31 protein-coding genes and 1 tRNA gene are annotated in these 24,577 nt (G+C 61.8%); 15 read left to right on the top strand and 17 right to left on the bottom strand.

Features of this window, described 5'->3' with window-relative positions; translation table 11 throughout:
• Nucleotides 1-161: 161 nt before the first annotated feature.
• The gene (locus J7557_RS05670) at nt 162-539 is read left to right on the top strand and encodes a DoxX family protein (protein WP_291418135.1); all 378 of its coding nucleotides are present in this window, start codon (nt 162-164) and stop codon (nt 537-539) included.
• 55 nt (nt 540-594) lie between these two features.
• Here J7557_RS05670 and J7557_RS05665 read toward each other — a convergent pair whose 3' ends face one another.
• Nucleotides 595-1,125, bottom strand: a complete 531-nt coding sequence (locus tag J7557_RS05665; protein WP_291418133.1) for a DUF4282 domain-containing protein — start codon at nt 1,123-1,125, stop codon at nt 595-597.
• Nucleotides 1,126-1,163: 38 nt separating this feature from the next.
• Entirely contained in the window at nt 1,164-1,901 is a 738-nt protein-coding gene (gene lipB / locus J7557_RS05660; RefSeq protein WP_291418131.1) for a lipoyl(octanoyl) transferase LipB, read from the bottom strand.
• A 64-nt stretch (nt 1,902-1,965) separates the two neighbouring features.
• On the opposite strand from lipB, the gene J7557_RS05655 reads away from it, so the two are divergent.
• Entirely contained in the window at nt 1,966-2,199 is a 234-nt protein-coding gene (locus J7557_RS05655) for a FliM/FliN family flagellar motor switch protein (protein WP_056308177.1), read from the top strand.
• Between the two features lie 124 nt (nt 2,200-2,323).
• A tRNA-Leu gene (locus J7557_RS05650) sits at nt 2,324-2,408 on the top strand.
• A gap of 59 nt (nt 2,409-2,467) precedes the next feature.
• On the opposite strand, the gene J7557_RS05645 is transcribed toward J7557_RS05650, so the two are convergent.
• Nucleotides 2,468-3,004 carry a hypothetical protein gene (locus tag J7557_RS05645; RefSeq protein WP_291418127.1) on the bottom strand — a complete coding sequence of 179 codons (537 nt, stop codon included), beginning with the start codon at nt 3,002-3,004 and terminating at the stop codon, nt 2,468-2,470.
• Between the two features lie 3 nt (nt 3,005-3,007).
• On the bottom strand, nt 3,008-3,373 hold the full coding sequence (locus J7557_RS05640) for a hypothetical protein (RefSeq protein WP_291418125.1): 366 nt from the start codon (nt 3,371-3,373) through the stop codon (nt 3,008-3,010).
• 153 nt (nt 3,374-3,526) lie between these two features.
• Here J7557_RS05640 and mgtE point away from each other — a divergent pair, with 153 nt between their 5' ends.
• The 4 genes from mgtE (at nt 3,527) to J7557_RS05620 (ending at nt 7,372) form a co-directional block, all read left to right on the top strand.
• Complete coding sequence (gene mgtE / locus J7557_RS05635) at nt 3,527-4,942, top strand: magnesium transporter (RefSeq protein WP_291418123.1); 1,416 nt, start codon at nt 3,527-3,529, stop codon at nt 4,940-4,942.
• Between the two features lie 318 nt (nt 4,943-5,260).
• Nucleotides 5,261-5,938, top strand: coding sequence for a glutathione S-transferase family protein (locus tag J7557_RS05630; RefSeq protein ID WP_291418121.1), 678 nt, complete (start codon nt 5,261-5,263; stop codon nt 5,936-5,938).
• A complete protein-coding gene (locus tag J7557_RS05625) occupies nt 5,935-6,360 on the top strand; it encodes a DUF1489 domain-containing protein (RefSeq protein WP_291418119.1) in 426 nt (141 codons plus the stop codon). Before J7557_RS05630 ends, J7557_RS05625 begins: the two co-directional genes overlap by 4 nt.
• 103 nt (nt 6,361-6,463) lie before the next feature.
• Nucleotides 6,464-7,372 (top strand): division plane positioning ATPase MipZ, encoded by a 909-nt coding sequence (locus J7557_RS05620; RefSeq protein ID WP_291418118.1) that lies wholly within the window; start codon nt 6,464-6,466, stop codon nt 7,370-7,372.
• A gap of 153 nt (nt 7,373-7,525) precedes the next feature.
• On the opposite strand, the gene J7557_RS05615 is transcribed toward J7557_RS05620, so the two are convergent.
• Nucleotides 7,526-7,945 carry a helix-turn-helix domain-containing protein gene (locus tag J7557_RS05615; protein WP_291418116.1) on the bottom strand — a complete coding sequence of 140 codons (420 nt, stop codon included), beginning with the start codon at nt 7,943-7,945 and terminating at the stop codon, nt 7,526-7,528.
• A gap of 95 nt (nt 7,946-8,040) precedes the next feature.
• Here J7557_RS05615 and J7557_RS05610 point away from each other — a divergent pair, with 95 nt between their 5' ends.
• Complete coding sequence (locus J7557_RS05610; RefSeq protein ID WP_291418114.1) at nt 8,041-8,433, top strand: DoxX family protein; 393 nt, start codon at nt 8,041-8,043, stop codon at nt 8,431-8,433.
• A gap of 117 nt (nt 8,434-8,550) precedes the next feature.
• On the top strand, nt 8,551-10,974 hold the full coding sequence (locus J7557_RS05605) for a glycoside hydrolase family 3 protein (protein WP_291418312.1): 2,424 nt from the start codon (nt 8,551-8,553) through the stop codon (nt 10,972-10,974).
• A gap of 77 nt (nt 10,975-11,051) precedes the next feature.
• On the opposite strand, the gene J7557_RS05600 is transcribed toward J7557_RS05605, so the two are convergent.
• Nucleotides 11,052-11,621 carry a type 1 glutamine amidotransferase family protein gene (locus J7557_RS05600; RefSeq protein WP_291418112.1) on the bottom strand — a complete coding sequence of 190 codons (570 nt, stop codon included), beginning with the start codon at nt 11,619-11,621 and terminating at the stop codon, nt 11,052-11,054.
• A gap of 165 nt (nt 11,622-11,786) precedes the next feature.
• On the opposite strand from J7557_RS05600, the gene J7557_RS05595 reads away from it, so the two are divergent.
• Entirely contained in the window at nt 11,787-12,950 is a 1,164-nt protein-coding gene (locus J7557_RS05595) for a D-alanyl-D-alanine carboxypeptidase family protein (protein WP_291418110.1), read from the top strand.
• A gap of 133 nt (nt 12,951-13,083) precedes the next feature.
• Here J7557_RS05595 and J7557_RS05590 read toward each other — a convergent pair whose 3' ends face one another.
• Both J7557_RS05590 and J7557_RS05585 read right to left on the bottom strand, forming a co-directional pair.
• On the bottom strand, nt 13,084-13,293 hold the full coding sequence (locus J7557_RS05590) for a sulfurtransferase TusA family protein (RefSeq protein ID WP_367272876.1): 210 nt from the start codon (nt 13,291-13,293) through the stop codon (nt 13,084-13,086).
• A gap of 7 nt (nt 13,294-13,300) precedes the next feature.
• Complete coding sequence (locus J7557_RS05585) at nt 13,301-13,783, bottom strand: CAP domain-containing protein (protein WP_291418106.1); 483 nt, start codon at nt 13,781-13,783, stop codon at nt 13,301-13,303.
• Nucleotides 13,784-13,972: 189 nt separating this feature from the next.
• Between J7557_RS05585 and J7557_RS05580 the strand changes: the two genes are divergently transcribed.
• A complete protein-coding gene (locus tag J7557_RS05580; RefSeq protein WP_291418104.1) occupies nt 13,973-14,884 on the top strand; it encodes an SMP-30/gluconolactonase/LRE family protein in 912 nt (303 codons plus the stop codon).
• Here J7557_RS05580 and J7557_RS05575 read toward each other — a convergent pair.
• The 3 genes from J7557_RS05575 to J7557_RS05565 form a co-directional block, all read right to left on the bottom strand.
• Entirely contained in the window at nt 14,881-15,360 is a 480-nt protein-coding gene (locus tag J7557_RS05575) for a hypothetical protein (RefSeq protein ID WP_291418102.1), read from the bottom strand. The genes J7557_RS05580 and J7557_RS05575 overlap by 4 nt on opposite strands.
• 116 nt (nt 15,361-15,476) lie before the next feature.
• Nucleotides 15,477-15,893: a VOC family protein gene (locus J7557_RS05570; protein ID WP_291418100.1), complete on the bottom strand. Its 417-nt coding sequence runs from the start codon at nt 15,891-15,893 to the stop codon at nt 15,477-15,479.
• 62 nt (nt 15,894-15,955) lie between these two features.
• Complete coding sequence (locus J7557_RS05565; protein ID WP_291418098.1) at nt 15,956-17,140, bottom strand: MFS transporter; 1,185 nt, start codon at nt 17,138-17,140, stop codon at nt 15,956-15,958.
• A gap of 135 nt (nt 17,141-17,275) precedes the next feature.
• Between J7557_RS05565 and J7557_RS05560 the strand changes: the two genes are divergently transcribed.
• The 4 genes from J7557_RS05560 (at nt 17,276) to J7557_RS05545 (ending at nt 19,489) form a co-directional block, all read left to right on the top strand.
• The gene (locus J7557_RS05560; RefSeq protein ID WP_056308148.1) at nt 17,276-17,674 is read left to right on the top strand and encodes an NADH:ubiquinone oxidoreductase subunit NDUFA12; all 399 of its coding nucleotides are present in this window, start codon (nt 17,276-17,278) and stop codon (nt 17,672-17,674) included.
• Between the two features lie 6 nt (nt 17,675-17,680).
• Nucleotides 17,681-18,100, top strand: coding sequence for a DUF2155 domain-containing protein (locus J7557_RS05555; protein WP_291418097.1), 420 nt, complete (start codon nt 17,681-17,683; stop codon nt 18,098-18,100).
• An 84-nt stretch (nt 18,101-18,184) separates the two neighbouring features.
• Nucleotides 18,185-18,970, top strand: coding sequence for an SDR family oxidoreductase (locus tag J7557_RS05550; RefSeq protein ID WP_291418096.1), 786 nt, complete (start codon nt 18,185-18,187; stop codon nt 18,968-18,970).
• A 21-nt stretch (nt 18,971-18,991) separates the two neighbouring features.
• Nucleotides 18,992-19,489, top strand: a complete 498-nt coding sequence (locus J7557_RS05545; RefSeq protein ID WP_291418095.1) for a GyrI-like domain-containing protein — start codon at nt 18,992-18,994, stop codon at nt 19,487-19,489.
• A gap of 96 nt (nt 19,490-19,585) precedes the next feature.
• On the opposite strand, the gene J7557_RS05540 is transcribed toward J7557_RS05545, so the two are convergent.
• The 6 genes from J7557_RS05540 to J7557_RS05515 all read right to left on the bottom strand — a co-directional run bounded on the left by J7557_RS05540 (nt 19,586) and on the right by J7557_RS05515 (nt 24,473).
• Nucleotides 19,586-20,359 (bottom strand): APH(3') family aminoglycoside O-phosphotransferase, encoded by a 774-nt coding sequence (locus J7557_RS05540; RefSeq protein ID WP_291418094.1) that lies wholly within the window; start codon nt 20,357-20,359, stop codon nt 19,586-19,588.
• On the bottom strand, nt 20,346-20,981 hold the full coding sequence (gene aat / locus J7557_RS05535; RefSeq protein ID WP_291418093.1) for a leucyl/phenylalanyl-tRNA--protein transferase: 636 nt from the start codon (nt 20,979-20,981) through the stop codon (nt 20,346-20,348). The genes J7557_RS05540 and aat overlap by 14 nt, the downstream gene beginning before the upstream one ends.
• Before the next feature lie 49 nt (nt 20,982-21,030).
• Nucleotides 21,031-22,377, bottom strand: coding sequence for an acetyl-CoA carboxylase biotin carboxylase subunit (gene accC / locus J7557_RS05530; protein ID WP_291418092.1), 1,347 nt, complete (start codon nt 22,375-22,377; stop codon nt 21,031-21,033).
• A 14-nt stretch (nt 22,378-22,391) separates the two neighbouring features.
• Nucleotides 22,392-22,883 (bottom strand): acetyl-CoA carboxylase biotin carboxyl carrier protein, encoded by a 492-nt coding sequence (gene accB, locus J7557_RS05525; RefSeq protein WP_291418091.1) that lies wholly within the window; start codon nt 22,881-22,883, stop codon nt 22,392-22,394.
• A 32-nt stretch (nt 22,884-22,915) separates the two neighbouring features.
• Nucleotides 22,916-23,353, bottom strand: coding sequence for a type II 3-dehydroquinate dehydratase (gene aroQ, locus J7557_RS05520; RefSeq protein ID WP_291418090.1), 438 nt, complete (start codon nt 23,351-23,353; stop codon nt 22,916-22,918).
• Between the two features lie 265 nt (nt 23,354-23,618).
• Complete coding sequence (locus tag J7557_RS05515) at nt 23,619-24,473, bottom strand: DsbA family protein (RefSeq protein WP_291418089.1); 855 nt, start codon at nt 24,471-24,473, stop codon at nt 23,619-23,621.
• Nucleotides 24,474-24,577: the final 104 nt, after the last annotated feature.

The raw sequence follows: 24,577 nt of genomic DNA, 5'->3' as shown, positions 1-24,577 counted from the left end.
ACGCGGGGCTTGGCAGACCTTCCCCGAGCGGTGGACACGCACTCTTGAACATCTCGATCAGCGAACAGTGCGTTCCCAAATGTTCGGTTTTTGGAACCGACAGTCTGGGTTAGGCGTCTCCCCCTGGCGCCAGGACCGGCGCCGCACGGGAGTTATAAAAAATGTCCGATCGTCTCTCCGCCTATGCGCCGCAGGCCCTCGCCGTGCTGCGCATCATGACGGCCCTGCTGTTCCTTGCCCATGGCACGCAAAAGCTGCTGGGCTTCCCCGCTGCCGAATTCGCGCCGCCCGCCTTTTCGATTTTCTGGATTTCTGGCCTGATCGAGATCGTCACGGGCGTCTTGATCGCCATCGGCTTCTTCACCCGGCCTGCCGCCTTCCTGGCTTCGGGCACCATGGCTGTCGCCTATTGGATGGCGCATGCCCCGGTCAATTTCTTCCCGGCCAACAATGGTGGCGACGCAGCAATCCTGTTCTGCTTCGTCTTCCTCTATCTGATCTTCGCCGGCCCGGGCGCCTGGAGCGTCAACAAGCGCTGATCGCACGTCAGCAATGAAAAAGGCCGCCCGGAGCAATCCGGGCGGCCTTTTTGTGTCAGGTGACGGGGTTCGTGGGAGGCGTCCGCTTGGCAGTCCGCTTCGGCTTGAACGGCTCGCCCGCCGTAGTGGAGGGCTCTCGTCGGATGTCGCCTTCCGGCGTCACATGCGGTGGGGGCTCGGTCGCCGGGGTGTAATACTCGTCGGCCTCTGCATAGTCGGTGGCTTCGCCATGTTCGGCGAGATCGCGAATGGCGTCGCGCACTTCGTCGAGCAGCGATGCCGAATAGCGCGAGCGATTGACGGTTTCGCCCGTCGCCTCGTGCGCCTTGAACCAGACCAGCAGCGCTTCGCAGCCGATGCGCAGTGCGACGAGTGCCGCCAGACCGAACACGGCGATTTCCAGCAGGCCCCAGAGCCCATCGCCAAAACTGCTGCCAAAGCGGAAGAAGAAATGGCTGACCGCCCAGAGCAGAATGGAAGCCAGGCCCAGCGCATAGAGAATCGGCACAAGGCGCGGCGACAGGATGGCATCGAGCCGGAACAGCGTCTGGCGGGTGAGAAGGCGTTTCAGGTCGTCCGTGGTCATGCCGGGCTCCTCGATTCGGATTGGCTCAAAGTAGGGCCTTACGCCACGCTGGCAAGTGCGGCGGGCGCATGGGCCGTCGGCCCAAATATGGTCTCGAACGTGCTCCGCATCACGGAATCAACTTCCGCCATCGAAACGAGCTGTCCGAGATCCTCAAAGCTGGTCACCCCCTGATCGGTAATCCCGCAGGGCACGATCCCATCATAGTGTCGCAGGTCGGGGTCCACATTGAGCGAAATGCCGTGGAACGTCACCCATTTGCGCACGCGCACACCGATGGCGGCGATCTTGTCCTCGCGCCCAAAACCCTTGTCCGGCCGCTGCACCCATACCCCGACACGCCCCTCGCGCCGCTCTCCCTTGATATTGTGCGCCTCAAGCGTATCGATCACCCATTGCTCCAGCCCTTTGACGAGGCAGCGGATATCGCGCCCGCGTTGGGTCAGGTCGAGCATGACATAGGCAACCCGCTGCCCGGGCCCATGATAGGTATATTGTCCACCGCGCCCGGCGGGATAGACGGGGAAGCGTGGATCGATAAGGTCTTCCGGCTGTGCCGATGTGCCGCCCGTATAAAGCGGTGGATGCTCCAGCAACCACACGGCTTCGGGCGCTTCACCTGCCGCGACGAGGGCCGCGCGATTCTCCATTGCCGCAAGGGTGCTCTCGTAGTCCATGAGCCCGTCGAACTGCACCCAGTCGACCGCCTGCCGATCCGACCGATGCAATTTCGAACGAATTTGGCACGCCTCATCGTCCGTTGTTAAGACTTCCATAACCAAGCCTGAGCAATCCTTAATTCACCAAGCCCCCGGCATTCCGCGAGCGAGACCCTTATTTATGAACACCCTCGACAATATTGAAGTCGATATCACCGTCGAACTCGGCGCAACCACCATGCCGATCCACCACCTGTTGCGCATGGGCCGCGGTGCCGTGATCGAATTGGAGCAGGGCGAGAACGATCCGCTCTCCATCTATGCCAACCATACACTTATCGCCCGCGGCGAAGTGAATGTCGAAGATGGCCAGCTTCGCGTGCTCGTCACGGAAAAGGTCTACAAGCACGGCTGAATTTTTGCGACTCTCCACAGGCTTGAAAGAAATCTCGATTTAGGTGCTTGAGGTTCGCCAAGTCCTTTGCTACATCCCCACTCGCTTCGGGCGCTTCGGCACTTGAAGCTTCTACCACAGATGTGCGGTCGTGGCGGAATTGGTAGACGCGCAGCGTTGAGGTCGCTGTGCCGCGAGGCGTGGAAGTTCGAGTCTTCTCGACCGCACCATTCTCCCTCCGGGGGAGAAACAAAAAGCTGCCTGCGGGCGGCTTTTTTGTTTTTGGGCCTCAGATCACGGCCTCGTCCTTGATCTCGATATTGGGCACCTTGAAACCCATAGCAATCCAGGCCGTGAGGAGCTTTCCGTAAAACCCCAGGGTCTGCCAGGTGCCGGCCGGAATCGTGTCGTCGAGCACGACATCTTCGCCGCGATCGCCGGTTACGGTCCGGATTTCGGGCTTTGGTGCCTGTCCCTCGGGCCACAGGCTCGAATAGAGGCTGAGCCAGTGTCCGCCCTTGAATTCGAGAAAGACCGGGCTGTTGCAGCAGGTCGCCACCACGCGGCGAGTTGGCGCGGTGTCGCTCAGGCGATAGCCCCGCAGCAGTTCCTTGCCCTTGGTGATCTCCGCGCGGTCCTTGCGATAGAGCACGAATTGCGTGCCGCCATTCTCTTCCAGCATCGGTCTTGCCAGCGGCAGCGTCTCCATGCGCCCGCCGGCCTCGCGGCAGCTATTGCAGTGGCATTCGGTGGTGATGAAAGGCTCGCCGGTAACGACCATTTCGAACTGCCCGCAGGAGCAGTTGAGGCGCGTGGATTGCGTCATACCCTAGTCATCCTTTGTCGCGGCCGGCTTGCGGCCTTCTGGTGCCTTGAATTGCCAGGCGTCCTGCAGCCGAAGGCTGAGTTCTTCGTCGTCGATTGCGGCAAGCCGAACCAGCACGGCGTCATAGCCGACATAGTGGTCGGTCTCGAAATAGATGGCCGGTGAAATCTCCATCAGCAGCACCTTCTGTTCGAGCGGACATTGCAGCACGATCGTCTCCTCGTCGAGGAGCCTGACAAAGGTGCGATCTTTCACCTTGAGGGCAGGGGTGCCGTAGCTCGTCGAAAGCACCACATCCGTCAGCCCGCGCGCATTGGCCAGGGCCGTGATTCGGTCGAAGGCGAGGTCGAAACTGCTCTGGCCCGACATGACCATCTCCATCCTTGCATCACACTAGACACAAACGCTTCAACCGAGGCGAAATTGGAAGAAAACTTCGTGTTCGCAGTCTGGCGTCTTTATTGCTGATTGGCTACTGCTTGCCTTGCCCCTGAAACCCCGCGGACACGCAAAGGGCTCCCTATGAGCAGCGATTTCGAGACCGAACTCGGCCCAGAGACCGAGATGGAGACCAGCGCGTTCCGCGATGCGGAAGACCGCATCAATTCGCTATGGCTCGAACGCTTACGGGCTTTTCTTGCCGCTGGCCGGGCCGAAGACGTTGCCCTCGTCATGGAGCCGCTCCACGCGGCCGACGTCGGCGACGTGCTCGAACACCTCGATCACGACGAGCGGCTCGCCCTTGTGCGCCTTCTCGGGGACGAATTCGACTATTCCGCGCTGACCGAGGTCGACGAGAGCATTCGCCTCGAACTTATGGAAGCTCTGCCCAATGCGGAAATCGCCCGCGGCGTGGCCGGCCTCGACAGCGACGACGCTGTGGCGATTCTGGAAGACCTCGAAGAGGAAGACCAGAACGAGATTCTCTCGGCTCTGCCGACCTTCGAGCGCCTGAGCCTCAAGCGGAGCCTCGACTTTCCCGAAGACTCCGCCGGCCGGCGGATGCAGACCGAATTCATCGCCATCCCGCCCTTCTGGACTGTGGGACAGATGATCGACTACCTGCGCGCCGAGCGCGACTTGCCTGATGAATTCTACCAGATCTACGTGGTGGATGCCGGCTACAAGGTCCTCGGCACGCTGCCGCTCGATCGCGTGCTGCGCTCGCAGCGCGCCGCCAAGATCGAATCGATCATGAACACCAATCTGGTGCTGGTCGATGCGGCCGAGGACCAGGAAGAGGCCGCCCGCGCCTTCGAGCGCTACGACCTTGTCGAAGTCGGCGTGGTCGATGAAAGCGGCCGGCTCGTTGGCGTCCTCACCATCGACGACATGGTGGACGTCATCACCGAAGAGGCCGATGAGGACATCAAGCTCCTCGCCGGTGTGGGCGACGAAGACGTGTCCGACACGACCCTCGACACCGTCCGCAGTCGCGCTCCCTGGCTTGCCGTAAACCTCGTCACGGCGGTTCTGGTCTCCCTCGTCATCGGTCTTTTCAATGGCACCATCGAACATATGGTGGAACTGGCCGTGCTCATGCCCATCGTCGCCTCCATGGGCGGCAATGCCGGCGCCCAGACCATGACGGTGACGGTGCGCGCCATCGCCATGCGCGAACTCGAAGGCGGCCGCCTGCGCCGCCTCATCCGCCGCGAAATGGTGGTCGGCTTCTTCAATGGCGTCATTTTCGCCATTCTCATCGGCCTCGTCACCTGGCTGCGCTACAACAATGTGCAGCTCGGCGCCGTCATCGCCATTGCGATGATCATCAATCTCGTCGTTGCCGGCACGGCAGGAATATTAATTCCTCTGACCCTCGATCGCTTCAAGGCAGACCCCGCCATCGCCTCCGCTGTTTTCGTCACGACCATCACCGATGTCATTGGATTCTTCGCCTTTTTGGGCATTGCCGGTCTCTGGTTCGGACTTTTCTAGGCCTCGAAACCGGTTGTGCACTGTTGCAGTTGGGTCACTTGCAAAGGTTACGTGACACAGTTAACGCTTGCTGACCGGCCCCTTGGAGCGTCCAGAGCGGGTCGGAATGGACGGCTGACAAGGAGCGGCAAAATGCGCAGTCAACCGAAGACCCTGGCCTGGCATTCCATTAGCTGGGCCCTCGTAGCTCTTCTCTCGATGGGGCTCGTTATCTCGGTGGTCGCCGGCGTCTAGTTCGCTGGCAATAGACACCGAAAAGATTTAGGGAAGGGCGCCCTTGCCACAGGGCGCCCTTCCTTTTGCAGTAAGGTTTTTCGCATGAAACTGCTCATTGGAAACCGCAACTACTCGTCCTGGTCGCTCCGCCCCTGGCTGGTGCTGCGCCACTTCGACCTGCCCTTCGAAGACGAAGTGCTGATGCTCTCGGGCGAAGGCTGGACCGAGGCTCTCGCTGCGCGCTCGCCCACCGGCAAGGTGCCGGTCCTGATCGATGGGGATCTGGTCATTCCCGAGACCCTGGCGATCATGGAATACTTGGCCGACAAATACCCTGAAAAGCACATCTGGCCCGCCGACAGGCGAGACCGCGCTTTGGCACGTTCTGCTGCCTCGGAAATGCACGCCGGCTTCAATGCTCTACGCGGCAATGCTCCCATGAACCTGCGTGCCTCCCATCCCGGCAAGGTCGATCCAGACCTCGTTCGTCAGGATCTCCACCGCATCGAGCAACTTTGGGGCGAGTTCCTGTCCCACTCTGGCGGGCCGTTCTTCTTCGGCGAGTTCTCGGCCGTCGATGCCATGTTCGCCCCTGTCGCCACGCGCCTCCGCACCTATGCCCTGCCCATCTCCGACACAGCCAACAGCTATGTTGAAGCCATCTACAGCCTGCCTGCCTTCCAGGACTGGCTGAAACTGGCGCTCCACGAACCCTGGGTCATCGATCGCGACGAGATCGACGTCATCCAGGGCCGCGTCGCCCCCGGGACTATCGTATGATTCATATGGTCAAACTCTGCGTCGGCATTTCCAGCTTCGAGGAGCTGGAAAGCTATCGCAACGAACGCGCCCATTGGTGGGGCGCCGATTACGGCGAGGACGTCCACGTCCATCGCACCCGCATGATGCCCAAGCGCGCCGCCGAAATGGAAGGCAAAGGGTCCATCTATTGGGTCATCGCCGGCTCCATCGTCTGCCGCCAGCCGATTCTACGCCTCGCGCCCTATACCGATGCCGAGGGCAAGGACTACTGCGACATCATCATGTCGCCCGAACTCGTCCGTACGATTCCCTATCCCAAGCGCCCCTTCCAGGGCTGGCGTTACCTCGAACCCAAGGATGCTCCGCCCGATATTGCGGCCAATGACGCGGAAAACTCGGTCGAGATCGCTGCCGAACTGGCCCGCCTCGGCCTGTTGTGAAGCCCCGTAATCGCGTCGCATTAATCGTTTAACGATTGTTAATCTTCGCCCCACTTGTGCATAAGGCGTGGAGAGTCGAGAATCCGGCGACTGATTTGGGGGCATGATGGTTCGGCAAGCGGCGCATGTCATCGTCGTAGGCAATGAAAAGGGCGGGTCGGGCAAATCGACCACGGCCTTCCATCTGGCCATCTATCTGCTCTACCAGGGCTACAAGGTCGCCTCGATCGACGTCGACAGCCGCCAGCAGACCCTCACGCACTATGTGCGCAACCGCCGTGACTGGGCCCGCCAGCGTGGCCTCAGCCTGCCGCACACCACCCATTTCCACCTGCCTCTGGCCCGCGGCGATTCCCTCAAGGAAAATAACCGAGTCGAATTCGACCTCTTCCGCCAGGCCATCGCCGAGGTGGAACAGTCGAGCGAATTCATCGTCATCGATACGCCCGGCTTCGATACCAACCTGACGCGCCTCGCCCATTCGCTGGCCGATACACTGGTGACCCCGGTCAATGACAGCCTCATCGACCTCAACGTCATGGCCCATGTCGATCCGGTGACCGGCGAGCCGCGCGAACTCAGCCACTATGCTCGCCTCGTGCAGCGCGCCCGCTCAGAGCGCCTCGCCATCGACGGCCGCACCATCGACTGGGTGCTCGTCCGCAACCGTATCTCCATGCTCTCGTCGCGAAACATGCGGCAGGTGCAGACCATGCTCGAGCGCATCGCCATGCGCCTTGGCTGCCGCGTGTCCGATGGCATTGCCGAGCGCGTCATCTTCCGCTCGCTCTTCCCCACCGGCATGACCGTGTTCGATCCGCTAGACGACGAACTGCTCGGCGGCGTCCCGTCCATGTCCCATTCCAGCGCCCGTCAGGAATATCGTGCGCTCGTCGCCGCCCTCAATCTGCCCTTCAGCCGCCGCGCCGAAGCTCGCCGCGAAGTGCTCGAAGCCGGCACGCGCCCAAACGACGCCAATCGCTTCGTCCACATGGCGCCGTCCGAAAGCTGATTTCTGGATTAGGGCAGGGCACAACGCCCAAAGCCGTCGTCACCACCGGGCCTGTCCCGGTGGTCCATCCCACCACACGCGCAAGAAAAACGGATTGCCGGGACAAGCCCGGCAATGACGAAGGTTGGTGATGCCTAGAAAGCGATCCGTTACCTACTGCCCGCGGGCATAGGCGATCTTGCGCGGCTCCGCCGCTTCCACGGCATGCTGGCGCTGGTCATAGATATCGCGGGCATCGATGATCGAGTGATGGTTTTCCGCCGTCCAGTCCCAGAGCGCGTTGATCGGCTCCTGCAGCGTCTTGCCCATCTCTGTGAGACTATATTCCACCCGCGGCGGCACTTCCGGATAGATCGTCCGGCTCACCAGCCCATCGCGCTCCAGATTGCGTAGCGTCAGCGTCAGCATGCGCTGCGATACGCCATTGATCAGGCGCTTGAGCTCGTTAAAGCGCAGAGTGCCATTGCGGCTCAACATACCGACGACCATCACGCTCCACTTGTCGCCAATGCGGCTCAGCACATCGGACATCGCAGAGCAGTTCGAGTGCTTGGATGTATCGGTCAGTGACATGGCTGTGCCTCCTAGTGTGGGTACTTGGGCACTTATATAGACACAGTTACTAGTTGTGACTAGTGTGACAGATGGTCATAAGGGGGACATGACCTATGAACAAATGGAATATCGGCCTTTGGGTTGCGCAGATCATCCTCGCAGCCGTCTATGTCATGGCGGGCTTCATGAAGCTCACCCAGCCCATTGATGCGCTTGTCGCCTCGGGCATGGCCTATGCCGGCGACTATCCCGAACTACTCACCCGCTTCATCGGCACCATGGAAGTGCTCGGCGCCATCGGCATCATCCTGCCCGCCGCCACCCGCATCGCACCCTTCCTGACGCCCTTGGCCGCTCTCGGCTTCTCCACCATCCAGGTTCTCGCCATCGGCCTCCACACCATGCGCGGCGAATTCCAGGTCCTGCCGGTCAATTTCATCCTCCTGGCGCTCGCTCTCTTCGTGCTCTGGGGCCGCCTGCGCAAGGCGCCGATCAGCCCGCGCTGAGCCCAATCATCGCTGATAGAACGATTGACAGGCTCCTCCTGGGCCTGTCTTTTTTCGCAACTATTGCGCCCGGAGGAGAATACGGTGACCAATCGCATCGAGCAGTTGCTTGCAGAAATGACGCTTGAGGAGAAAGTCTCCATCCTCTCCGGCGAGGATTTCTGGTCCGTTCCTGCCGTCGCTCGCCTTGGCATCGGCAAGCTCCGCGTTACCGATGGCCCCAATGGCGCCCGCGGTGGCGGCTCGCTCATCGGCGGCGTCAAATCCGCCAGTTTTCCCGTCGGCATCGCCATCGGCGCCACCTGGAATGTCGCCCTGGCCGAAGAGATCGGCGCGTCGCTCGCCGACGAAGTCAAATCCAAAGGCGCACATATGCTGCTCGCGCCCACGGTCAATATTCACCGTTCCGTCACGAATGGCCGCAATTTCGAGTGCTATTCCGAAGACCCCTTCCTCTCCGCCGAATTGGCAGTGGGCTACATCAAGGGTCTGCAAGGGCAGGGGATCGGCGCCACCATCAAGCATTTCGTCGGCAATGAAAGCGAGATCGAGCGCACGACCATGTCCAGCGAAATCGACGAGCGTTCCCTCCGTGAAATCTATCTCATCCCCTTCGAATGGGCGGTGAAGAAATCAGGCACCTGGGGCGTCATGAGCTCCTACAACCGTCTCAACGGCACCTTCACCTCCGAGCACGACTGGCTCCTCACCACCGTTCTTCGCAACGAATGGGGTTTTGACGGCATCGTCATGTCCGACTGGTTCGGCTCCCACTCCACCGCCAACACCGTCAATGCCGGCCTCGACCTCGAAATGCCCGGCCCCGCCCGCGACCGCGGCCAAAAGCTCATCGACGCCGTCAATTCCGGCGAGGTCTCCAGCGAAACCCTAAACAAGCGCGTAACCGCCATGTTGCGCCTGATGGAGCGCGTCGGCTCGCTCGACGATCACCGCCCCCATCAGGAACAGGCCAATGACCGCCCCGAGCACCGCGCCCTGATCCGCCGCGCTGGTGCCGAAGCCGCCGTGCTCCTTAAGAACAACGGTGCTCTGCCACTAAAGCCCGAAAGCCGCGTTGCCGTCATCGGCCCCAATGCCAAGCGAGCCCAGATCATGGGCGGCGGCAGCGCCCAACTCAACGCCCATTATCGCGTCTCGCCCTGGGAAGGCCTCGTCGCCGAGCTTGGCGAAGACCAGCTCTCCTACGCTGTCGGTTGTGGCAATGACCGCTTCGAACCGCTCCTCCGCGGCACAATGACCGTCGAATACTTCGACAACGAGAAGCTCGCCGGCGAGCCTGTCCATATCGGCAACCAGGAAGACGCCCAGGCCTTCTGGATCGGCCACGTCGCCGACGGCAAGGTCGATCCCTTGCACTTCTCCGCCCGCGTCCGCGCGACCTACACGCCCGAAAAGTCCGGCACCCACCGCGTCGGCATCTACTCCGCCGGTTTCGCCAAGGTATTCGTCAATGGCAAACTCGTTGCCGACGCCTGGACCAACTGGACCAAGGGCCGCACCTTCTTCGAAGAGGGCTGCGACGAAGTCGTCGGCACCGTGGATCTCGAAGCCGGCCGCACCTATGACGTGGTGATCGAATTCGCCACCAAGGATTTTGCCACCCTCGGCCTCGCTGCCTTCGCCTGCGGCATCGGCCTGCCGCTCGGCGACGCCGACATCGCCGAGGCCGTCCGCGCCGCCCGCAACTCGGATGTTGCCGTGGTTTTCATCGGCCGCAACGGCGAATGGGACATCGAAGGCAGCGATCTTCCCGGCATCGAACTGCCCGGCCGCCAGAACGAGCTGGTTGCCGCTGTCGCTCAGGCCAATCCGAACACCGTCGTAGTCCTCCAGACCGGCGGCCCCATTGAAATGCCCTGGATCAATTCGGTCCGCGCCGTCCTCGAAGCCTGGTACCCCGGCCAGGAAGCGGGCAACGCCATTGCTGACGTGCTCACCGGCACAGCCGAACCCGGCGGCCGCCTGCCGCAAACCTTCCCGGTCCGCTGGTCCGACAACCCCGCCCACAGCCAGGACCGCGAAGTCTATCCCGGCCTAGAAGGCAAGGTTCGCTACGAGGAAGGCATCTTCGTCGGCTATCGCCACTACGACCGCCTCGGCATGACCCCGCTCTATCCCTTCGGCTTCGGGCTGGGCTACACAACCTTCTCCGTCAGCAATCTCTCCGTCGACGACAGCAACTTCGAAGCCGACGGCAACGTCATCGCGACCGTGACAGTCACGAACACCGGCGCCCGCGCTGGCTCCACAGTCATCCAGCTCTACGTCTCCGACACCGAATCCTCGTCGCCCCGTCCGGCCAAAGAACTGAAAGCCTTTGCCAAGGTCGCCCTCGCACCCGGCGAGAGCCGCCAGGTAACCCTCACCCTCGACGCTCGCTCCTTCGCCTTCTTCCGTACCGAGGCAAAGCATTGGCTCGTGGAGTCAGGAGACTTCATCCTCCGCATCGGCCAATCCTCCGCCGATCTGTCGCTGACAGCGACGATCAAGCGCAACACGATTCTGATGCTGGCTGTCTAGAAAGGGGGGCATCCTACTCTCCCCTCCGTCGTCATTGCCGGGTTTGTCCCGGCAAACCATCGCCGCGGCAGTCGGCACTAGGCCGCCTTGTGCTCGCTGCCATAAAGCCCGAGATAAAAGTCCATATCGCCATTGCGCATGCCGAGCGATTCAAACACCGCGCCCATGAAACTGACAGGCGCCGTGCCCGGCGCCGTAACAATCTTGCCTGAAAGCACCGCCTGCGGCTGATCGCGATAGTGCTCAACGCCCTTATAGCCTGTATCCGGCAGGCTCTCTGGCCCATTGGAAGTGTGGGGCACCTCGTCGAGCAGTCCCGCCCTCGCCAGTGCCAGCGTGCCGTCGCAAATCCCGCCCACGGTCTTGCCGGCAGCGTGTGCCTTGCGCAACACCTCGGCAATATCCGGCGCACACGGCGTGCTCCAGATCGTCCCGCCATTCACCAGCAGCGCATCGATCTCGTCGACATTGATATCCGCCACCGCCATATGCGGCGTCACCTTCAGCCCGCCCGAAGACACCACTTCCTCGCCATCGGGCGTCGCAAAGAGCGTGTTAATCCCATAGTAGCTGCGGGCCGCGGCGTTGAGCAGCGCGGTTTCCCAATCGGCATAGCCGGGCGTGAGAATGGTAACAAAGGTGGTCATGGCGAAATCCTTACTGGTTCGAGCATCAGGATTTCGCTTTGCCGCGACAATCTGCGTCAGCAGCCCATTCACGGTCCCGTCAAACTTTGCCCCATTTCTTGAGGCTTCAGGAGGACGCTGGTAAGAGTGGCCGCGTCCCCGTAAGACCTGCTTAAGAGATTCCCCGTGCTGTTGTTGCGCCGTTTCGCCATTGCCCTTGTCCTGAGCTTTGCAAGCCTGGTGCCGGCATTCGCGACCCCGCTCCTCCTCGTCGATCGCGATACCCTGCAGGTGCTTTACGCCGAGGATGCCGGCCAGCCCTGGCACCCGGCTTCCCTCACCAAGCTGATGACCGCCTATGTGGCCTTCGAGGAAATCGCCAAGGGCACGATAACGCTCGAAACCCCGGTGACCCTCTCGAAATACGCCCTGAGCCAGGCGCCCAGCCGCTCGGGCCTCAAGGTCGACACCTCGGTCTCCATGGAAGACGCGCTCTACATCCTCATCGTCAAGTCGGCCAACGACATGGCGGTGGCCATCGCCGAGACCATCGGCGGCAATGAAGCCAGCTTCGTTGCCAAGATGAACGACGTCGCGCAGCGCATGGGCCTGACGGCCACACATTTTGTCAATGCCAATGGCCTGCACGATCCCCGCCAGGTTACCACCGCCCGCGACCTCGCCATCCTCTCGCTCTATATTGAGCAGAGCTTTCCCCAATACATGCAGATGTTTCGCACCAGCGTCGTCCGCATCAACGGCCAGAAGCTCGAATCCCAGAACGAAATCCTGAAGACCTTTGCCGGGGCCATCGGCATGAAGACCGGCTATGTCTGCGCCTCGGGCCTCAATCTCGTGGCCGATGTCGACCGTAACGGCCGCCGCCTGATGGCCGTCGTGCTGGGAGGCTCCTCCGGCCGCGATCGCAACGAACGCGCCGCCGAACTCCTCCTCAAGGGTCTCTCCGGCTCTGCCACCGGCACCGGCCAGAATATCCTCGCGCTCCCCAATGCCGTCGGCGCCGCGCCGGTCGACATGCGTCCCAATATCTGCGGCAAAGGCGCTGCGGAATATGTGAAGGCCCAGGAAGCTGCCTTCCCAATGGGCCTCAAGGGCCAGCCGAGCTATCTCACGGACACCATCGCCGCGCTGGAACACGTCGCCACCGACCTCGGGCGCGTGCGCACCGGCATCGTCCTGCCGCGCCCACGCCCGGCTCACGTCCCGGCTTTTCCGGTTGTTCAGGACGTCGCGGCAAACGCGGCCACCGAAGCCGGCCTCCGTCCTGGCCTCGACCTCGCCACCAATCCCGGCATCCCCTATCCGCGCCCGCGGCCCGTGTTCAGGTAGTCTCTACCAAAAGCACCTGACCTTTCACCGTCGTCACCGCCGGGCTTGTCCCAGTGGTCCATGCCGCAGCCAAGCTGGGTTGCCGGGACAGGCCCGGCAATGACGACGCTAGATAATTGAGTGTTTAGTCGGGCTACCCAGCCACGATCTCGAACCGCAGCACATCGCCTTGGGTGTTCGCCTCGCACCCGTGCCCGCGCTGCCGGCAATAGAGCGGTATATCGATCGCCGCCATTGGATCAGTGGCCAGCACCGTAAGCGCGCTGCCCTTCGCCAGGCCGTCCAGTTTCTTTTCCAGCTTCAGCACGGGCAGGGGGCATTTCAGCCCCCTGGCGTCGATCACCTCAGGCTCAGTTGGCAACGACGAGTACCCAATAGACCCCATAGCTCGAGGCCGCATTATAGGCGACGCCAAGGCCCGCCTTGCTGCCCTGCGCCACGAGACCCGCCGCGTCGGCCGGGCTATTGCGCCAGCCCGAGAACGTGTCGGCAAAGGTGGCATAGCCCGCGCTGAGCTTCATCACCGTCATGCCCGCCGGGGTCGCCGGAGCCGTACCCGTCTGTGCATACTGGTTGGCCAGCGCCTGCGCCGTGCCATCAAGCCCCGTATCAGCCACGAGCGCCGGAACGCCGCGCGTCGAGCGATAGGCATTGATCAGGTCGATCGCCTGCGCCCGGTCGAGACGTGCATTCGGCTGGTCCATGCGAGCGGTCAAGCCCGAGGCGAGGGCCACCGGCGCGCCGCCGCCGCCCATCATCGAACATCCGGCAATGGCGATGGTGGCGGAAAGTGCAACACCGAGGGCGGCGATACGAAGAAGCGAGGTTTTCATTGGAATCCTTTTGGGCTCGTGGGGCCGATTGCCGCCAAACTCTCACGGCGAGCCTGATGTGAGGTTAATCCCGCTTGCTTCGGCATTGCCGCGCGTAAAACCCCCATTTATGGTCGCCTCGGCCTTGTCGGTCATATTTGCGGCAGGGTCTTGGCAGGGCACAGCTTTCCTGCCGCTGGAGGGGAAGAAATGTCGGCCACAATTCACGAAGTCATCGATGAGCGGTTTCGCGATCTCATCATCGGCAGCGCTCAGCTTGAGCAGATCTATACCGGTTGCCGCTGGGCAGAGGGGCCAGTCTGGTTCAAGGATGGCGACTACCTGCTCTGGAGCGACATCCCCAACCATCGCATGATGCGCTACCAGCCCGATGGCACGGTTTCCGTCTATCGCGCCAATTCCAACTTCTCCAACGGCAATACCCGCGACCGCCAGGGGCGCCTCGTCTCCTGCGAACACGGCCTGCGCCGCGTCACGCGCACCGAATATGACGGCACGATCACCGTCCTCGCCGACCGTTTTGAAGGCAAGCGCCTCAATTCGCCAAACGATGTGGTGGTTCACTCCAATGGCGGCGTCTGGTTCACCGACCCAACCTACGGCATTCTGACGGATTACGAAGGTTTCCAGGCCGAGCCCGAACAGGCAACGCACAATGTCTATCGCCTCGATCCCGACAGCGGCAGCCTGACCGCCGTCGCCACGGATTTCCTCCAGCCCAATGGCCTCGTCTTTTCACCCGATGAAAAGCGCCTCTACATCGCCGATTCCGGCTCCAGCCATAAGCTCGACCACCCGCGCATGATCCGTGTCTTCGACGTCGTCGACGGCAAGACCCTCGCCAATGGCCGTGCCTTCTGCACCCTCGACAGCGGCATTCCCGACGGTATGCGGGTCGACGTTCACGGCAATCTCTGGACTAGCGGCGGTCCGGCCGTGCATTGCTACGCGCCCGATGGCACGCTACTCGGCCGCATCAATGTGCCCGAAGGCGTCGCCAACCTCACCTTCGGCGGACAGAGGGGCAACCGGCTCTTCATCACCGCCACCACCTCGGTCTACGCCATCTATCTGGCCGTCAGCGGCGCCCAAAAGCCTTAGTGCCGGAATTCTTCGCTTCCGGCCCAGTGGTCATCATCCGCTGGGCCGTCTTCGTCTTCCTCGTAAAAGCTGTCCTCGTCGTCCTCGAGGCTTTCTCCCGCGAGGCGTTCCAGCGCATCGACATCGTCGGGCGATAGGGCATGGGAATGGTTGGCCGGATCGTCCAGCACCACATCCTCGATGCCGAAATTGTTGTCGGTCGCCTCGCGATCCCCGCTCAGTTCCTCAATGGCCCTGTCGAGTTCATCGAGCATGGCTGCCGGGTCTTCATCGCCCCAGTCGCCGCTTTCACGGATGGCCGCTTCGTCGCGCATCTCGCGCAGCCGGGCCAAACGCTCATCGACCGGCCGGTCATCGCCATAGAGTAGGTCTTCGATTTCGCTCTGGCTATAGGGCTGGGCAATGCCCGCCTGGTCCGCATTGTCGAAATTGGTTTCCTGGGGCACCAGCCCGCCGCGATGGTGCATCTGTGCCATCTCTCATCTCCCTGTCCTTGCGAGATGACAGCACAACGTCGTCGCGGCGCGCGGGTTCGCTGGCACGATGAAATGTGATCCGGGGCAGGGCGGGCCCGAGAGCCCGCTTTGCAAGCTCAGCCTTGCTGGCCGGCAATATTGACCATCCAGCTGATGCCGTACTTGTCGACCAGCATGCCGAAAGTGTCACCCCAGGGCGCCTTTTCGAGCGGCATGATCGGTTGCCCACCAGCGGCAAGTCCGTTCCAGTATCCACGCAACAGGGCTTCGTCATCCCCGCTCAGCGAAACCGAAATATTGCTCTCACTGGGAATGGGCATGCTCGCCGGCGCATCCGCGGCCATCAGCGTCATGCCATTGGCTGCGTCGAGCTGCCCATGCATGATCTTCTGCGCTTCGGCCGGATCATGCGGCATGCCGCCCTCGGCATAGGTCGACAGGTTCAGCTCGCCGCCAAAGATCGAGTGATAGAAGGCAAGCGCTTCGCGGGCATTGTTACGGAAGTTGATATAGGGGTTGAGACGTACGGTCATGGCTGTCTCCTCTCGCTGGCCGATAACCCAGCCTAGACCTGTCTTGTGACGGGAAATAGGGGCTAGTCGGTCGCCCGAAACCCGCGCCTCTGCCGCAGGATTACCCAGAGCACGAAAGGCGCCATGACCAGCCCTGCCCAACCATAGGACGGCAAAATGCCCACCCAATCCGCCAGAAAGCCAAATCCCAGCGTCGCCACGATCCCCACGACATTCTCGGCCATGACCAGCGCCGAGGTCGTCGTCGCCCGGCTCTTGCCTTCCATGATCCTCTGAAACCGCGCCTCCGCCAGTACCGTCACTGGCGCCACCACGATATAGGCGGCTGCAAGCAGCAAAACGTAAGGAGCCGTCTGCCCCAGCGATGCCGCAACCAGCAAGACACCGCCTGCACCCGGCAGCACCCAGGCAAGCCACGGCCGCCTCGCTAGTCGATAGGCGTGAATGCTCATCAGCGCATAGACCGCCTCGACACCAGCCACCACGATCCCCCAGGCCCAGACCGGCAACGACACAGCGAGAAAGTAGAGTTGGTCGAACTCCTCGAGCACCTGGAACACCAAGAGGCCGGTCGCGATATAGGTGGTCACGAAGCGCAGCTCCGCCCGGTCGCGGAACTCGTCCCAGGCATGCTTGAAATGGACGAAATAGCCGCCGCCGGCATCGCCCTCGTCTTCGGTCAAGCCTTTGCGCCGCACATCCTCAAGCCAGAAGGCGAGAGCGGAGGAAACCAGCAACGGCGGAATAGACAGCCATATGGCCCATTCAAAACCCTGATAGGCAACAAAGCCACCGAACAGCGTGCCGAGCCCAATGCCTAATCCTTCTGCGGCATTGTCCCGCCCCAGCACCTTGTCGAATTCGTCCGTCCGCCCCTCGGCCGCCATGCGCTCGTAGAGCAGCGCCTCGCGCGAACCCGATTGCATCGCTTGGCCCAGGCTCCAGAGCAGAAAGCCTGCGCCATAGAGCCAGAAATTGCCGCCCGCGATGCCCCAGAGCACAAAGGTTCCAGCCTTCGCCAGCGGCGCCAGCACCAGCAGCGCCCTGCGGTCAAAGTGGTCCGAAAGCGCCCCAGAAGGCATTTCGAGCACAATCGCCGAAGCCGACCAGAATGCCAGCAGTACGCCAATCTGGCTCGTGCTCAGCCCTTCGAGCGAAAACAGCGCCGTATAGACGGCGTAGGCAAAGATGAAGTCAAAGAGGAACACATAGGCGTAATAGACTCTGAGAAAAGCAGAAAGCCTCACCCCATTCTCCTCCCGTCCCGCTCCCACCGACGCTCGCGCCAAGTTGCAGCCAAAATGCGTCGCTTTGGTCTAGGCTCCTCGCGGCGAGCGTGATAAACCGCCAGACAAAGCATACACGTTGAGCGGAATCGTACCGTGGCCAAGTCTGATACCAAGCAATTCCTCACCGAAATCTTCGCCTGGTGGCGTGGCCAGACCTGGGGAACGCGTCTCTGGATCAAGCGCTTCGGCAACTATGTCGGCTCCGACGAATTCGGCAACCGCTACTATCAGGACAAGAAGGCCAACCGCCGTTACGTGACCTATGCCGGTTACGCCGACGCTTCGGCCATCCCGCCCGGCTGGCACGGTTGGATGCACCACCGTACCGACGTCGTTCCGACCGACGCCAACTACAAGCCGCGCGCCTGGGAAAAGCCGCACCAGGCCAATCTCACCGGCACCGCAGAAGCCTACCGCCCTGATGGCAGCCTTCTCAAGAGCGGCGAGCGTCCGCGCGTCACTGGCGACTATCAGGCCTGGTCGCCCGAATAAGGGCCCATGCCTCTGCGCTTCCTCTCCCGCCTTTTTGCTGCGCTGACCCTCCTTGGGCTGGCGCTTGCCGTTGTGCCCGCAAATGCGCAGCCCATGGCGCATCCGGTCGCGACCCTTGCCGGTCTCGACAAGATCACCGGCCGCATCACGCGCTTTGACGTCTATATCGACGAAACCGTTCTCTTCGGTGCCCTCGAGATAACGCCGCGCGCCTGCTACGACCGTCCCGCCACCGACACCCTTCAGCGCACCTCGGCCTTTCTCGAAGTCGATCAGCGCTCGCTTGATGGCACCGCCAAGCGCATTTTTACCGGCTGGATGTTCGCTGATAGCCCGGCGCTGAATGCGGTCGATCACCCCGTCTACGACGTCTGGCTGATCGAGTGCAAAACCAGCACCAACGTCCCGCCGCCCGACCAGCGATAATTCGCCAAGACCGTGTCTAAATCCTCCATCCTCGTCCGTCGTGGCCATGAATGGCCAATGATGGCTCGATGATGGAGGGTAAAGATGTTGCTGAAGGGAAAAGTCGCCGTCGTCTATGGCGGCAGCGGCGCCGTGGGCGGAGCAGTTGCCAAAGCCTTTGCGCGCGAAGGCGCCATCGTCCATCTCGTCGCCAGGGGCCGCGAACGCCTTGAACAGATGGCAGAAGAATTGCGCCGCACGGGTGCTGAAATCCATGTCGGCATAGCCGACGCGCTGGACCGCGCCTCGGTCGAGGGTCACCTTCACGACGTCGTCGCAATCAGCGGCCCCGTGAAAATCGTCTTCAGCGCCATCGACTGGGGCGATGCCCAGGGTACGCCGATCATCGATCTCACCTATGATCGCTTCATCATGCCGGTCGAGCGCGGGCTAAAATCCTGGTTCAATGTCGGCGGCGTCATGGCCCGGCACATGGGCGAAAATGGCGGCGGCGCCATTCTCGGCATCACTGCCAACGCGGCCCGCGAGGCCTATACCGAAATGGGCGGCTTCGGCATCGCCTGCGCAGCGGTGGAACATTTCCTCCGCCATCTCGCCGCCGAAAATGGCCCCAAGGGTGTCCGCTGCTGCTGGGTGCGCTCCCCCGGTTCGCCCGACGCTCCCGGCGTGCGCGAAGCTTGGCTGATCCACGCCCGCGAAAAGGGCATCACGTTCGAGGAAATGCACGCCGAAGTCGCCAAGGACACGCCGTTGCGCCGTATTTCCTCGCTGGGGCAGGTGGCCGATGCCGTGGTGCTGCTCGCCAGCGATCTCGCCTCCAGCATGACCGCCACCCTCGCCAACACGACCGGCGGCGCCCAGGTCGATTGATTTTTGGAAGGAGAACCACCCATGTTGACCCTGCCCAAGACCGAAAAACGCAAGGCTCAGCCCTATATCTACGTGCCCTTCACCGTGACCATGCGGCAGATGCAGAAGCCGGCCCGCGAAGGCTTTCCGCAACTCTTCGCCCATCTCGGAAAGCACGGCCTTAAGCCTGTCGGCGCCGCCTTCTACAATTACCGCCGCATCAACATGGAAGACACGCTCGATGTCGAAGCCGGTATCCCCGTCGAAGCCCTCGGCCCGGAGGAGGGGGCAGTGAAAAACGGCACGCTCCCCGCCGGCAATTTCATCGGCCTCAGTTGGACCGGCCACCCCGACAAGCTGATCACCGTCACCGGCATGCTGATCGGCTGGGCCCGCCTCACCGGCCAGGATTTCGACATGGAAGAAAAGCCCGACGGCGACCACTTCGCCTGCCGCCTCGAAATCTACGAATCCGATCCGGCCGAGGTGCCAAACATGGAAGACTGGGTGACGACCCTGGCCTTCAAGCTCAAGGATTAGGCGTCGCGTTTGGCTCCCCAGTAGCCCTCATGGTGAGGCGGGAGGCGCAGCCGACCCTCGAACCACGAGGGCGTGGCACCAAAGCCTACGATCCGGTCAAAACAGCTCGTCCAAGGCGCAATAATACGCATAGCGCTCGGCATCGAACTCCGCCCCATAGGCGGCGAGGAAATCGGCAACGAAATTCTCGCCGCCATTGAACTCCAGGCTCCGGCACGCCAGCGCGAGATCCTGCCAGCGATCCGCCACGCCCAGCCGCGCGCAATCGACCACGCCGCCAAACCGCGCACCATCCGCCAGGAAATTCGGCAGACACGCATCGCCATGCGTCACCACGCGATTGGTTTCGTCCGGTCGATTGTTCGCCAGCCAGTCAAACACCTGCCGTGCCGTCCAGCCATCGCGCTCATCGTCAAAATCCGTCTCGTCGATCCGCCCCGCCAGCACATTGGCCTCGGCGTCCCGCAGCCGCCGATCGAGCGAGTGGTCGAACGGGCAGTTGGCGGGATCGAGCGCATGCAGCCGCCTCAACCCATCCGCCAGCACCTGAATCAAAACCTGAGGTTCATCCCCCAGGTGAGTCAAATCCCTGCCTTTTACCGCAGTCATGAGAAGCCAGTTGAAGTCATCGGCAATCACATGATCGACCACGCGCGGCGCCGGAAAGCCCATCTCCGCGAGATAATCGAGCCGCAGCAATTCGTCGCCCATTTCATCCAGGTCATGAGCCGGCTCCGCCTTCAGAAACAGCGCGCTCTCGCCCATAGGAATACGCCATACGGAGGCCTGCGACTCCCCGATGGTGATGGGTTCCCATTCCCGCGCCTGCAAGGCTTTCAATTGCAGCGGCAGTCGCTCACGCGGATTCATCCAACGCTCCCCAATTCCCCGTAACCGCCAGCGCCTGCGCCAGCTTGTCTTCGTAGTCGGCCCGCGGAATCTCGATCCCGCCGAGCGAAGCCAGATGCGGCGTCACGAATTGAGTATCGAGCAGTTGAAATCCCCCGACATTCAGCCGCTCCACCAGATGCGCCATCGCCATCTTGCTGGCATCGGTGCGCCGATGAAACATGGATTCCCCAAAAAACGCTCCGCCAATAGCCAGCCCATAAAGCCCGCCCACAAGGTCGCCGCCGTCCCAGATTTCCACCGTATGCGCCACGCCCCGCCGAAACAGCTCGCCATAGACCGCCCGGATCGTCCCATTGATCCAGGTCGTCGAACGATCCTCGCCCACCGTCGCGCAGCCTTCGATAATCCCGTCCCAATCACTATCGACGCGAATATCCCACCCCGATTTCCGCATGGCCTTCCTGAGGCTCTTCGACGCGTGAAAGCCGTCGAGCGGCATGATCCCGCGCATTTCCGGGCTCACCCAGAACAGGTCCTCATCCGCCGCATCTTCCGCCATGGGAAAGATGCCGGCGCGATAGGCCCGAACGATCAGCTCGGGCGTCACCTCGATGTCAAAGGGATCGGTAGGGCGGGCCATGCTCAGTCAGCAAAAATGGAAAAGGGGCGCAAAGCGCCCCTTTGAGTTGTCAGGCCTTGTTCTCGGCCAGGAACTTTTCCAGCCAGTGAATATCGTAGTTCCCGGCAATGATGTCGGGCTGCTTGATCAACCGCTGGAACAGGGGGAGGGTCGTCTTCACACCATCCACAACAAACTCGTCGATCGCCCGGCTCAAGCGCTTGAGGCATTCCTCACGCGTGCGGCCATAAACGATCAGCTTGCCGATCAGCGAGTCATAATAGGGCGGGATTTTGTAGCCCTGATAGACCGCGGAATCGACGCGCACACCAACCCCACCGGCCGGGTGGTAGAAGGTGATCGTGCCAGGCGAGGGCGCAAAGGTCTGCGGGTCCTCAGCATTGATGCGCACTTCGATGGCATGGCCATAGAACTGCACCTTCTCCTGCGTCATCGACAGCTTTTCGCCCGAAGCAACGCGGATCTGCTCATAGACGATGTCGATGCCGGTGATGCGCTCGGTGACCGGGTGCTCAACCTGCAGACGGGTGTTCATTTCGATGAAATAGAACTCGCCGTTTTCGTAGAGGAACTCGATTGTGCCCGCGCCCGAATAGCTCAGCTTGCGCATGGCCGCAGCGCAGATTTCGCCGATGCGGTCGCGTTCTTCGACGGTAATGGTCGGGCCGCCGGCCTCTTCCCACACCTTCTGGTGGCGACGCTGCAGCGAGCAGTCGCGCACGCCGAGGTGCACGGCATTGCCCTGGCCATCGCCAAGCACCTGCACTTCGATATGGCGCGGCTTGCCGAGGTACTTTTCCATATAGACGGAATCGTTGCCAAAGGCCGCCTTGGCTTCCGAGCGTGCGGTCGACCATGCAACCAGCACGTCCTTCTCGCTCTGCGCCACCTTCATGCCACGACCACCACCACCGGCCGTCGCCTTGATCAGCACGGGATAGCCGATTTCCTTGGCGGTTTTCAGCGCGTCGGCTTCGGTTTCGACCGCCCCGGCCGAACCCGGAACCACGGGAATGCCCAGCTCAACCGCCGTCTTCTTGGCGGTGATCTTGTCACCCATGATTTCGATATGGTGCGCCGAAGGACCGATGAAGGTCACATTGTGCTCGCCGAGGATCTTGGCGAAACGGGCGTTTTCCGAGAGGAACCCATAGCCGGGATGCACGGCATCCGCCCCGGTGATCTCGCAGGCTGCGAGGATCGACGGGATATTGAGATAGCTGTCCTTGGCCGCATTGGGGCCAATGCAGACGCTTTCATCGGCAAGGCGCACATGCATGGCATTGGCGTCAGCCGTCGAGTGCACCGCAACGGTCTGGATACCCAGTTCCTTGCAGGCGCGCAGGATGCGCAGGGCGATTTCGCCGCGATTGGCGATCAGGACTTTCTGGAACACGTGAAAGTCCCTCCTTACTCGATGACGACGAGCGGCTCGCCATATTCGACCGGCTGGGCGTCATCCACGAGAATGCGGGTAACGGTGCCCGAACGGTGCGCCGGAATCTGGTTCATGGTCTTCATCGCTTCGATGATGAGAACCGTCTGGCCTTCGGAAACCTTGGTGCCGACATCGACAAACTGCGGCTTGCCCGGCTCGGGCGAACGATAGGCGGTGCCCACCATCGGCGAAGTCAGCGTACCCGGATTGGCAGCGAGGTCTTCCTTGGTCGCGGGAGCGGCAGCCGGAACGACCGAAGCGAGGGCAGCAGGAGCGGCCGGCGCGGCGGGCGGCGCATAATACTGCGGGGCAGGGGCATAGGCCGGAGCTTCAACCGGATAGGAGCGGGTGACGCGAACCCGGAGGTCCTCCTGCTCGATCTCGATCTCGGCGAGATTTTCCTTGTTGAGCAGTTCAGCGATGGCGCGGATCAGGTCCTGATCCACCTGCGATGACTTGGTCATTCTTGTCGGTCTCCCGGCTTCCAGTCGAAGCGTTATGCGAGTTTCTGAGCCATGGCTTCCAGGGCCAATCTATACCCCAGCGTACCAAAGCCGCAAATGACGCCGAAGGCGACTGCCGACACATAAGAGTGGTGTCGGAAGGCCTCGCGTTGATGAATGTTGCTGATGTGAACTTCCGCCACAGGCAAATTGACGGCCTTGAAGGCGTCGTAGATTGCCACCGAAGTGTGAGAATAGGCGCCGGGATTGATCAGGATGCCGTCGGCCGTGCCGAGCGCTTCCTGGATCCAGGTGACCAGTTCACCCTCGTGATTGGATTGGCGGAAATCAATGGAAAGGCCGAATTCGTCGCCGGCGGCCCTGCAAATGACCTCCACATCGGCCAAAGTTTGAGCGCCGTAGATTCCGGGCTCGCGCTTGCCGAGCATGTTGAGGTTCGGGCCGTTGAGGACGAGAACGTGCTTTGCCATAGTCTTTTCGTTGTGCACCGGCTCTTTCCGGCGGTGCAAGGGCGGTTACACGAATTGCACCGAAAAGGCGAGCCTCCTCGGTGCTTTCCGCGCGTCTAACGGCAGAGTCGGGCGAGATTCAGGCTAACCGGTCGGCGAGGGATACGCCACCACTCTCGATCGTCGTCATTGCCGGGCTTGTCCCGGCAATCCATCTCCCCTCCGCTGGGGACCACCGGGACAAGCCCGGTGGTGACGAAAGTAGGAGAATTTCAGAGTAAAGACCTTAGCTGCACACCGACTGGCCGCAGGCCCGCATATTGGCGATGCGCGTCCGCAGATCATCTACCCCGATCGCACCCGGAATGATCTCATTGCCGATGATGTAGGTCGGCGTCCCGGTAATCCCCAGCGCCTGCGCAATCTCGTAGGAGGTCTGGATGGTCTTGGCCACGCTCGGCTCACCCATCTTCAGTTCCAGATCGACCTTGCTCAGGCCCAATGAGCCGGCGGCGTCCAGCGCTACCGCCTTGTCCACCTTGCCACGGCTCGAAAACAGCGCCTCGTGAAAAGCCCAGTAGTCGACATCGGCCTCGCCCACGAGCACGCCGATGCGCGCCGCATCGATGGATTCATTGGAGAGAATGGGGAATTCCTTGAGGATGACCCGCAGGTTTGGGTCTTCCGCCAGGAGCGTCGCCAGATCGGGCAGCGCCGCACGGCAATAGCCGCAATTGTAGTCGAAGAATTCGACCAGCGTCACATCGCCGTTCGGATTGCCCAGCACGACCTGACCGGGATCATTGAAGATCTTGTCCTGCATCTGCGTGATGGCAACCTGCGCCTTGGCGCTTTCTTCGGTGCGCAGCGTCTCGTCGAGCGCCACCGACAGCCGCTGCAGCAGCTTGGGGTCGCTCATCAGAAAGCTCTCGATCATCGGATTAAGCACTGCCGGGTCGATTGCCGCCACCGCCTGCGGCTCCGCGCCGGCGGTCGCTTCGCGCTCGGTGAGCACGCTCTCGACGATGGCGCGCACCGCAACCGTATCTGTCTGCGGTTCTGGCTTATTGAGCTGGGAATAGCCCAGTGCCCCCGCGAGGATTCCCGCCACGGCGGCCAGCACGATAGACAGACGATTCATAAGACGGGTGCTCCCAGAGATTCTGCGCATGGGCCTTCTAGCAGACCTCCGGCCAATCTGGCACCGGACAATTGCCGCAGTCTAAAGCCTTGCTTCAATTGTTG

Origin of the sequence: Devosia sp. (genome assembly GCF_017744655.1) — a bacterium.
Lineage (GTDB): Bacteria > Pseudomonadota > Alphaproteobacteria > Rhizobiales > Devosiaceae > Devosia.
This window is presented reverse-complemented; position numbering and strand designations above follow the sequence as displayed.